The 9666-nt window shown below is 61.7% G+C and carries 11 protein-coding genes; 4 read left to right on the forward strand and 7 right to left on the reverse strand.

Going from position 1 to position 9666, the window contains the following annotated elements; translation table 11 throughout:
* Both ACM62Q_RS12490 and ACM62Q_RS12495 read left to right on the forward strand, forming a co-directional pair.
* The coding region (locus ACM62Q_RS12490; RefSeq protein ID WP_415037072.1) for an SIS domain-containing protein at positions 1 to 714 on the forward strand (714 nt) is incomplete at its 5' end.
* Positions 715 to 1536: a symmetrical bis(5'-nucleosyl)-tetraphosphatase gene (locus ACM62Q_RS12495; RefSeq protein ID WP_415037074.1), complete on the forward strand. Its 822-nt coding sequence runs from the start codon at positions 715 to 717 to the stop codon at positions 1534 to 1536.
* Between the two features lie 372 nt (positions 1537 to 1908).
* On the opposite strand, the gene ACM62Q_RS12500 is transcribed toward ACM62Q_RS12495, so the two are convergent.
* From ACM62Q_RS12500 to waaC, 3 genes are all read right to left on the reverse strand, one after another.
* A complete protein-coding gene (locus tag ACM62Q_RS12500) occupies positions 1909 to 3057 on the reverse strand; it encodes a Fic family protein (RefSeq protein ID WP_415037076.1) in 1149 nt (382 codons plus the stop codon).
* A 75-nt stretch (positions 3058 to 3132) separates the two neighbouring features.
* A complete protein-coding gene (locus ACM62Q_RS12505; RefSeq protein WP_415037078.1) occupies positions 3133 to 3312 on the reverse strand; it encodes a hypothetical protein in 180 nt (59 codons plus the stop codon).
* On the reverse strand, positions 3299 to 4273 hold the full coding sequence (gene waaC, locus ACM62Q_RS12510) for a lipopolysaccharide heptosyltransferase I (RefSeq protein WP_415037080.1): 975 nt from the start codon (positions 4271 to 4273) through the stop codon (positions 3299 to 3301). The genes ACM62Q_RS12505 and waaC overlap by 14 nt, the downstream gene beginning before the upstream one ends.
* A gap of 131 nt (positions 4274 to 4404) precedes the next feature.
* On the opposite strand from waaC, the gene dcd reads away from it, so the two are divergent.
* Positions 4405 to 4971, forward strand: coding sequence for a dCTP deaminase (gene dcd, locus ACM62Q_RS12515; protein ID WP_415037082.1), 567 nt, complete (start codon positions 4405 to 4407; stop codon positions 4969 to 4971).
* Between the two features lie 83 nt (positions 4972 to 5054).
* Complete coding sequence (locus ACM62Q_RS12520) at positions 5055 to 7280, forward strand: Orn/Lys/Arg decarboxylase N-terminal domain-containing protein (protein WP_415037084.1); 2226 nt, start codon at positions 5055 to 5057, stop codon at positions 7278 to 7280.
* On the opposite strand, the gene nudB is transcribed toward ACM62Q_RS12520, so the two are convergent.
* The 4 genes from nudB to aspS all read right to left on the reverse strand — a co-directional run.
* Positions 7259 to 7735 (reverse strand): dihydroneopterin triphosphate diphosphatase, encoded by a 477-nt coding sequence (gene nudB / locus ACM62Q_RS12525; RefSeq protein WP_415037086.1) that lies wholly within the window; start codon positions 7733 to 7735, stop codon positions 7259 to 7261. The genes ACM62Q_RS12520 and nudB overlap by 22 nt on opposite strands.
* A complete protein-coding gene (locus tag ACM62Q_RS12530; RefSeq protein ID WP_415037088.1) occupies positions 7732 to 8100 on the reverse strand; it encodes a barstar family protein in 369 nt (122 codons plus the stop codon). The genes nudB and ACM62Q_RS12530 overlap by 4 nt, the downstream gene beginning before the upstream one ends.
* A gap of 26 nt (positions 8101 to 8126) precedes the next feature.
* Complete coding sequence (locus tag ACM62Q_RS12535) at positions 8127 to 8486, reverse strand: ribonuclease domain-containing protein (protein ID WP_415037090.1); 360 nt, start codon at positions 8484 to 8486, stop codon at positions 8127 to 8129.
* A gap of 26 nt (positions 8487 to 8512) precedes the next feature.
* Positions 8513 to 9666, reverse strand: a 1154-nt coding sequence (gene aspS / locus ACM62Q_RS12540; RefSeq protein WP_415037092.1) for an aspartate--tRNA ligase, incomplete at its 5' end; no start/stop codon positions are given.

Below are 9666 nucleotides of genomic sequence, written 5' to 3' on the forward strand. Positions count from 1 at the left end.
ATCTGCAACGTGCCGGAATCGGCCATCGTGCGCGAATCGGCGCTGCGCTTCATCACCCGCGCCGGCCCGGAAATCGGTGTCGCCTCGACCAAGGCCTTCACCACGCAGCTGGCGGCGCTGTTCCTGCTCACCCTGGTGCTCGCCAAACAGCGCGGCCAGTTGAGCGCCGACGATGAAACCGCCTACCTCGACCAGTTGCGCCACCTGCCGGTGGCGGTGAACAAGGTGCTGAGCCTGGAAGCGGAAATCGCCGTTTGGGCGCGGCGCTTCGCCGACAAGCGGCACGCGTTGTTCCTTGGTCGTGGCCGGCACTACCCGATTGCCCTGGAAGGCGCGCTGAAGCTGAAGGAAATCTCCTACATCCACGCCGAAGCCTACCCCGCCGGCGAATTGAAGCACGGCCCACTCGCCTTGGTGGATGCCGAAATGCCGGTCATTTCCGTGGCTCCGAACGACGAGTTGCTGGAAAAATTGAAGTCCAACCTGCAGGAAGTGCGCGCCCGTGGCGGCGAGCTGTACGTCTTCGCCGATGCCGACGCCGAGTTGCTCTCCAGCGATGGTGTGCATGTGCTGCATCTGCCGGAACATTACGGTTTGCTCTCGCCGATTTTGCACGTCATCCCGCTACAGCTTCTGTCTTATCACGCGGCGCTGGTCAAAGGCACCGATGTGGACAAACCGCGCAATCTGGCAAAGTCGGTGACGGTGGAGTAAGTGAGCACTTACGCAATCGGCGATGTTCAGGGCTGCTACACCAGCCTGCGCCGTTTGCTCGATGCCTGCGCTTTCGATCCGCAAGTCGACCGCCTGTGGCTGACCGGCGATCTCGTCAATCGCGGCCCGCACTCGCTCGCCACCCTGCGCTTCGTGCGCGGCTTGGGCGAGTCGGCGCTGACGGTGCTGGGCAATCACGACCTGTACCTGCTCATGCTCGCCTACGGCAAGCCGGCGCGGCGCGCCAAGGGTGATACCTTGCAGGACATTTTCGATGCCGATGATTGTGAGGACTTGCTCGCCTGGCTACGCTGGCGGCCGCTATGCCACGTCGCGGGGCGGGATTGTCTGGTCCATGCGGGTTTGCTGCCGCAATGGACGGTGGCGCAGGCGCGAGAACTCGCCGCCGAAGTGGAAAGCTGTCTGCGCGGAGCGAATTACCGGGAATTTCTCGGCGAACTGTGGGGCAGCGAACCGGCGGCATGGTCGGATGACTTGCACGGCTGGGCGCGCCTGCGCTGCATCGTCAATGCCATGACGCGGCTACGTTTTTGTACGGCAGCCGGGGAAATGGAATTTCACAGCAAGGGCGAAACGGCGAGCGCCCCGCCCGGCTATCTGCCGTGGTTCGCCGTGCCGGGACGCCACAGCGCCGACCATCGCCTGATTACCGGACATTGGTCGGCCCTGGGGCTGCGCCGCGCCGAAAACCATCTGGCGCTCGACACCGGCTGCCTGTGGGGGCGGCAACTGACGGCAGTGTGCCTGGAAGATGGGCGCATGTTCCAGGTCGACTGCGCGCCGGCCGAAGCGGCCAGTTAACGCAGATTCGGAGGGCGGTGCGGATCAAAGGCGATTGCTTGCGGTTTTATCCGTGTGATCCGATTTGCTCCGCGTAAATCCGCGTTCAGTGCTTTTTTCAGCATGGCCGCCTTGGCTCGTGCCCGAGCGGTTTGGGTTTGTGCAGAGCGTTTTTTAACGCGGATTGGGCGGAGGGACGCGGAGGGGCGCGGATTAAAGGCAATTGCTGGTGGTTTTATCCGTGTGATCCGATTTGCTCCGTGAAAATCCGCGTTCACTGCCTTTTTCCAGCACAGCCGCCTTGGCTCGTGCCTGAGCGGTTTGCCGCCCGAAAAAACGTCTGTCTGGATTAGGCAGCACTCCTGCGGGGCGCTGCGGGTTTGCGGGTTTTTGTCACCGAGAGAGCAGTTCAACGTAGGCTTGGTAGCTGTAACTCCGGTTTTTTTTCTGCCCGGTCATCTCCGTCACGATGTTCAATTCTTCCAGCACCTTGATTGCCGCCGTCGCCGTGGGGAAGCTGGTATCGAGTTGCTGGCGAGCGCGTTCGATGGTGAAGCGCGGCATCATCGGCAGCATCTCGAACAGCCGATAGCTGGCCGGGCCTGCTTTGGCCGATTGCAAAAGGCGTCGGCGGTCGGTGGCCACCAGGCTAGCGACCTCGATGATGTTTTTTTCGGCGTCGCTCGCAGCGGTGGCGACACCTTCCAGAAAGAAAATCACCCAGGATTCCCAGTCGCCTTCCGTGCGGATGGCCGACAGGCGACGGTAGTACTCAGCTTGGTGTTGTTTGAGGTAGCCACTGAGATACATCAAAGGCTCCGACAGCAGTCCCCAGTGTTCAAACAGCGCCGCGATCAGGAGGCGGCCAATGCGCCCGTTGCCGTCAAGAAATGGATGGATGGTTTCAAACTGCGCGTGGATGAGCGCCACCTTGACCATCGGTGGTAGGTCCGTCGCTTCGTCGTGGATGAAGCGCTCCATGTCGGCCAGCAGTGTGGGAACGTGCTCCGGCGGCGGTGGCACGAAAACCGCATTGCCGGGCCGTGTGCCGCCAATCCAGTTTTGCGACCGGCGTAACTCGCCCGGCTGTTTGCCTGCGCCGCGTGCGCCATCCAGCAGGCGTCGATGCGCTTCGCACAACAGCCGTACGCTGATCGGCAGCCCTTTCGAATCGCGCAGTTGCTCTTGTGTCCAGCGGAAGGCACGCAGGTAGTTGGTCACTTCCTCCACGTCGTCGGTGTTGCTGACCTTGAAGCCAGCTTCCTCGTCGAACAGATCGGTCAGCGTGGCCTGCGTCCCCTCGATCTGCGATGTGAGCAGGGCTTCTTTGCGGATGGCGCTGTACAAGAGCCAATCAACCGAAGGCACCAAGCCAGATACGCCCGCCAAACGTGCAAGCGCGAGTTCTGCCCGCCGATTGAGGTCGGTGAACACCTCGGGTGAGAGGGCAGGGTCAGACGGCGGCAAGGCGTGCGGCACGAAGGCGTGCACCGACTCGCCCAGTGTCGTGGAAATTGAATAAGTCCCGGTGGTGCGTGTCATTGAAAGTCGTCTTTAGTAGAGTGCTGTCAAATTAAAGCATTCTTTAATTTGATCGGCAAGAATTAAAGATGACTTTCATGGATCACGATGCATCACCAAACCCGCCTTCGACCAGAAACGGTCGAAGTTATCGCCTACGCCACAGTCCATGTTCTGCTCCAGTTGCTGCACCCGGTTGAGCCGGGCGAGGAACGCTGACTGCTGCGCGGCGGGCAAGGCTAGCGCGTATTTCAGCGCCTGCTCATCCGCGTTCAATACCGTTTTCCAGCGCTTCTTGCACGGCGGCGAGAACGGTCGGGTAGTCTGGCGGGCTGCCTTTTTTGCCGAAGCTTTTGCAGTAGGCGTCGCCATATACCGCGGCTTGTTCGCCGTCGGAGTCGCAGAAAATACCTACTGTTGGGCGGGCCAGGGCGGCGGCGAAGTGGGTGAAGCCGGTGTCCAGGCCGACTACCAGTTGTGCGCCGACGAGAAAGCGGGCTGCCGTTTCCAGGCCCATCAGGGGCGGCACTATGGCGCCGGGTAATTGTGCGGCGAGGCGTTCGGCGCGCGCTTTTTCTTCTTGATTGCCCCAGGGGAGTGCGGCGGCGATGCCCTGCCCGGCGAGGTAGTGGCCCAGTGCCAGCCAGTGTGCTTCTGGCCAGAGTTTTTCCGGGCGGCTGGCGGCTTGCATCAGCACGGCGTAAGGCGCGTTTGGCAGCCAGTCGGCGACGAGGGCTTCGGCGCGGATGTTGAAGCGCGGCGGCGTGTCGATGGCGTAGCCGAGCGCGCCGGCACCGACGGCACGGCAGCGGTCGATGACGTGGCGCGACCAGGCGATCGGCAGGCGCTGGTCGTAAAAACGCGCGACGCCGCCTTCCTTGATGCTGTGTTGATCGCCGCCGACGATGGGGCCGTGCGCCAATTTGCCGATGGCGAGGCTTTTCCACAGCCCTTGTGTGTCGAGGATGAGATCGTAGTGTTCGGCTTGCAGCGCGGTTTTGAATGCGCGCATTTCATGCCAGCTGCGGCCATCCGTCAGATGTTTGCGCCAGCGCCGCCAGGCCACCGGAATGACGCGGCGCACGCCAGGATGCAGGCTGGGAATCGGCACATAGGCCTCTTCCGCCACCCAGTCGATCTGCGCCTGCGGGTCGTGCGCCAGAATGTCGCTCACCAGCGGCAGGTTATGCACCAGGTCGCCCATGGAGGACATTTTGATGAGCAGGATTTTGCGCATGGGCGGTGTTTTCGTGGGGAAATTTCGACAAGCCGGCGATTATACCGGCGCGGCCGATTTTGCCCCGCGCAGCGGGCAGCATTTGTCGTAGAATTCGGCCTTTCTTTGCAGGCGCTCACTGGACTTTTTGCATGGCGATTAAATCGGATAAATGGATCCGCCGCATGGCGGCCGAACACGGCATGATCGAGCCTTTCGAGCCGGGGCTGGTGCGCGAGGCGAACGGCGAGAAAATCGTCTCTTACGGCACTTCCAGCTATGGCTACGACATCCGCTGCGCGCGCGAATTCAAGGTGTTTACCAACATCAACTCGACCGTGGTCGATCCCAAGGCTTTCGATCCCAAGTCCTTCGTCGAAATCGAATCCGACGTCTGCATCATTCCGCCCAATTCCTTCGCGCTGGCGCGCACCGTCGAATACTTTCGCATTCCGCGCTCGGTGCTCACCGTTTGTCTGGGCAAATCGACCTATGCCCGCTGCGGCATCATCGTCAATGTGACGCCTTTCGAGCCGGAATGGGAGGGCTATGTGACGCTCGAATTTTCCAACACGACGCCGCTGCCGGCCAAAATTTACGCCGGCGAAGGCTGCGCCCAGGTGCTGTTTTTCGAGTCGGACGAAATCTGCGAAACCTCATACAAGGATCGCGGCGGCAAGTATCAAGGCCAGGTTGGCGTGACGCTGCCCAAAATCTGATCTGCCCCTCAATTCATTCCCTGCTTCGTTATTCCCTGTTTCGACCCGCCACGGCGGGTCGCCGCCTTTCAGAGGTCATCGCCATGCGCTTTCACTTTCCCATCATCATCATCGATGAAGATTTCCGCTCCGAAAATGCCTCCGGCCTGGGGATACGTGCGCTGGCCGAGGCCATTCAGAAAGAGGGGCTGGAGGTCTTGGGGGTAACGAGTTACGGCGATTTAACCTCTTTTGCGCAACAGCAAAGCCGTGCGTCCGCCTTCATTTTGTCCATCGACGACGAAGAGCTCGCGCTCGAACCGGAAGAAACCTTGGCCGAATTGCGCGCTTTCGTGATGGAGATTCGCCGCAAGAACGAAGAAATCCCCATCTTTTTGCACGGCGAAACGCGCACCTCGCGCCACATTCCCAACGACATCCTGCGCGAATTGCATGGCTTCATCCACATGCACGAGGACACGCCGGAGTTCATCGCCCGCAACATCAAGCGCGAAGCCATGGCGTACGTCGATTCGCTGCCGCCGCCCTTCTTCCGGGCGCTCACCCACTACGCGGCGGATGGTTCCTATTCCTGGCATTGCCCGGGGCATTCGGGCGGCGTGGCGTTTTTGAAATCGCCGGTGGGGCAGATGTTTCACCAGTTTTTCGGCGAAAACATGCTGCGTGCCGATGTCTGCAACGCAGTCGAGGAACTCGGGCAACTGCTCGACCACACCGGCCCGGTGGCGGCTTCCGAGCGCAACGCGGCGCGCATTTTCAACTGCGACCATCTGTATTTCGTCACCAACGGCACCTCCACCTCGAACAAGATCGTCTGGCATTCGACCGTCGCGCCGGGCGACATCGTGGTGGTCGATCGCAACTGCCACAAATCCATCCTGCACTCCATCATCATGACCGGGGCGATTCCGGTATTCCTGATGCCGACGCGCAACAATTTCGGCATCATCGGCCCGATTCCGAAAAGCGAATTCGCCTGGGAAAGCATCCAGAAAAAGATCGACGCCAACCCCTTCATCGAAGACAAAAAGGCCAAGCCGCGCGTCTTGACCATTACCCAGTCGACCTACGACGGCGTGCTCTACAACGTCGAGGACATCAAGGCCATGCTCGATGGCCGTATCGACACCCTGCATTTCGACGAAGCCTGGCTGCCGCACGCCGCTTTCCATGATTTTTACGGCGATTACCATGCCATTGGTGCGGATCGCCAGCGCTGCAAGGAATCGATGGTGTTTTCCACGCAATCGACGCATAAGCTGCTGGCCGGCCTCAGCCAAGCCTCGCAAATTCTCGTGCAGGATTGTGAAGATCGCCAGCTGGATCGCGATGCCTTCAACGAAGCCTATTTGATGCACACCTCCACTTCGCCGCAGTATTCCATCATTGCCTCCTGCGATGTGGCGGCAGCGATGATGGAAGCCCCCGGCGGCACTGCACTGGTCGAGGAGTCGATTGCCGAGGCGCTCGATTTTCGCCGTGCCATGCGCAAGGTGGACGAAGAATGGGGGGCGGATTGGTGGTTCAAAGTCTGGGGGCCAGACGATCTTTCAGAGGAAGGCATCGAGGAGCGCGACGCCTGGATGCTGAAACCCGGCCACCGCTGGCACGGTTTCGGCCAACTGGCCGACGGCTTCAACATGCTCGACCCGATCAAGGCCACCATCATCACGCCGGGGCTGGACGTGGACGGCGATTTCGGCGAGCGCGGCATTCCGGCGGCGATCGTCACCAAATACCTCGCCGAGCATGGTGTCATCGTCGAGAAATGTGGCCTCTACAGCTTCTTCATCATGTTTACCATCGGCATCACCAAGGGCCGCTGGAACACGCTGGTTACCGCGCTGCAACAGTTCAAGGACGATTACGACAAGAACCAGCCGCTGTGGCGCGTGCTGCCCGAGTTCGTGCAAAAGCATCCGCGCTACGAGCGCCTGGGGCTACGCGACCTGTGCCAGCAGATTCACGACGTGTACAAAGAAAACGATGTCGCCCGCCTGACCACCGAGATGTATCTGTCGAACATGGTGCCGGCGATGCGCCCGGCAGACGCCTTCGCCAAGATGGCGCACCGCGAGATCGAGCGGGTGCGCCTGGACGAGTTGGAAGGGCGCATTACCTCGGTGCTGCTCACGCCCTACCCGCCGGGTATTCCGCTTCTGATTCCGGGCGAGCGCTTCAATGCCATCATCGTCCGCTACCTCAAGTTCGCGCGTGATTTCAACGCCCGTTTCCCGGGTTTCGAGACTGACATCCACGGTCTGGTCAAGCGCGAAGACGGCGCGTATTACGTCGATTGCGTGCGCTGAGGCGCGAGCTGTTTTTCCAACAGCAGAATCGCGTCGCGGTTGCTCCACGAAAAACACCGCTCTGCCGCTTCCCGCCAGGGAAGCCAGACGCTGGCGCGGTGTTCGGCGGGGGCGATGCGGATCGGCAGCCGTTCGGGGAGCGCCAGGGCGAATACCTGCTCCGTGTTGTGGCGGACTTCCGGCGCGTAGCGGTGCCGCCAGGCGGGATGCAGGCTGAAGCTGTTTTCGATGTGCCAGTCCTGCAGCGCTGCAGGTGGGTAGTTTAGGCCGGTTTCTTCGCCGACTTCGCGGCAGGCGGTGGCGAGCGCGCTTTCACTGCCTTCGCGGCTGCCGGTGACCGATTGCCAGAAACCGGGGTGGCGGGCGCGTTCGAGCAGCAGCACGTCGCCGGCCAGGGTGTAGATCACGACGAGCACCGAAAAGGGCTGCTTGTAGGCTGTCGCGCTGTTCGTCATTGGCCGCTGGCGAAAGCGTCGTTCTCGTCCATGCCGGCCAGGAAGACGCTGACGGGCTGCCCGAGTTCGGCGCGCACGTCGCAGACCGCGCCGAGCACCAGGCTCAGGGTGGTGAAATCCGCGGCGTGCCGCGCGGCAAAATCCTGAAGATGGGTCAAGGCCAGACAGTGGATCTCCTCTGCATCGACCAGGCAATCGAACAGGGCATCGAAATTGGCGTCGTACCAGTCCGGGAAATCGAGGGCGCTGCCGATGCGCTGCAAGAGTTCGGCGCGGCTGTCGCAGTCGCTTAGATCGATGCGGCGGCAGTCTGCCGGCAGGCTGTCGGGGAGCGGAAAAACGCCGTGGCGCGGAAGGTCGGACATGGTGGGCTCGCTGGCTTTTTGCCGTTCTATTCGCGGATGCGACGGAAGGAGGCGTAGTGGTCTTCCGTGTAGTAATACTCGGCGGCCTTGCCGGCAACGATGCGGCGCGGCCCACGATCGCGCCGGCCGGGGGTTTTTACCGTGTATTCGCGGTAGTAACCCCGTGCCTGCGGCGGCAGGCGTTTTTCAAAATTGTTGAAGACGATGCCGTCGCGCGGGTAAGGAAAAGGCCCGCCTTGCTTGATCAGGGCCAGGGTCTGCCGCGCTTCGGTGGGTAGCTGGGCGGCGGCGATGCCGTCGTGCTTGCTACTGCCCGCGCCCCAGAAGGCCAGCGCGCTGCCCATCGTCAGCAAGACGATCAGCAGCAGGCGTGACCATGGGCGCATGGGCAGACGGATACGGGCGGACGGGTTCAGACGGGTTTGCCGGCGGCGGGCTCGACCTTCTGGCGCAGGCGGATATGCAGTTCGCGCAACTGTTTTTCATCGACCGGCGAGGGCGCATCGGTGAGCAGACACTGGGCGCGCTGGGTCTTGGGGAAGGCGATTACATCGCGGATCGACTCGGCACCGGTCATCATGGTGACGATGCGATCCAGGCCAAAGGCCAGACCGCCGTGCGGCGGCGCACCGTATTTCAGGGCGTCGAGCAGGAAGCCGAACTTGGCCTGCTGTTCTTCCGGGCCGATATTGAGCGCGGCGAAGACCTTTTCCTGCACGTCGGCGCGGTGGATACGCACCGAGCCGCCGCCCAGCTCCCAGCCGTTCAAGGCCAGGTCGTAGGCTTTCGCCAGGCACTGGCCGGGGTCGCTGGCGAGCAGCGCCATGTGCTCGTCCTTGGGGCTGGTGAAGGGGTGGTGGCAGGCGCTCCAGCGCTTGTTTTCCTCGTCGTACTCGAACATCGGGAAATCGACCACCCACAGCGGGGCCCATTTGGCACCGGTGACATAGCCCTTTTCGTGACCGATCTTGATGCGCAGCGCGCCGAGCGCGTCGCTGACGATCTTGGCGGTATCCGCGCCGAAGAAGATGAGGTCGCCGGATTGCGCATTGGTGCGTTCGAGCACGGTTTGCAGCGAGGCTGCGGAGAGGTTCTTGACGATGGGCGATTGCAGGCCGGTTTCATTCACCTGGCTGACGTCGTTGACCTTGATGTAGGCCAGCCCCTTGGCACCATAAATGGCGACGAATTTGGTGTAGTCGTCGATTTCGCCACGGGTCAGGCTGGCACCGCCCGGAATGCGCAGCGCCGCGATACGCCCGCCCGGGTTGTTGGCGACGTTGGCAAAGACCTTGAAGGCGACGTCCTTGAAAGCATCGGCAACATCAACGAGTTCGAGCGTGACGCGCAGGTCGGGTTTGTCCGAACCGTAGCGGCGCATGGCTTCGGCATAGCTCATGCGCGGGAATTCCGGCAGATCGACGTCGATCGCTTCCTTGAACACGCGGCGGATCAGCTGTTCCATGAGGGCGGTGATTTCGGCCTCGCTCATGAACGAGGTTTCGATATCGACCTGGGTGAATTCCGGCTGGCGGTCGGCGCGCAGGTCTTCGTCGCGGAAGCACT

The sequence above is a fragment of the Azonexus sp. genome, from assembly GCF_047638095.1.
Lineage (GTDB): Bacteria > Pseudomonadota > Gammaproteobacteria > Burkholderiales > Rhodocyclaceae > Azonexus.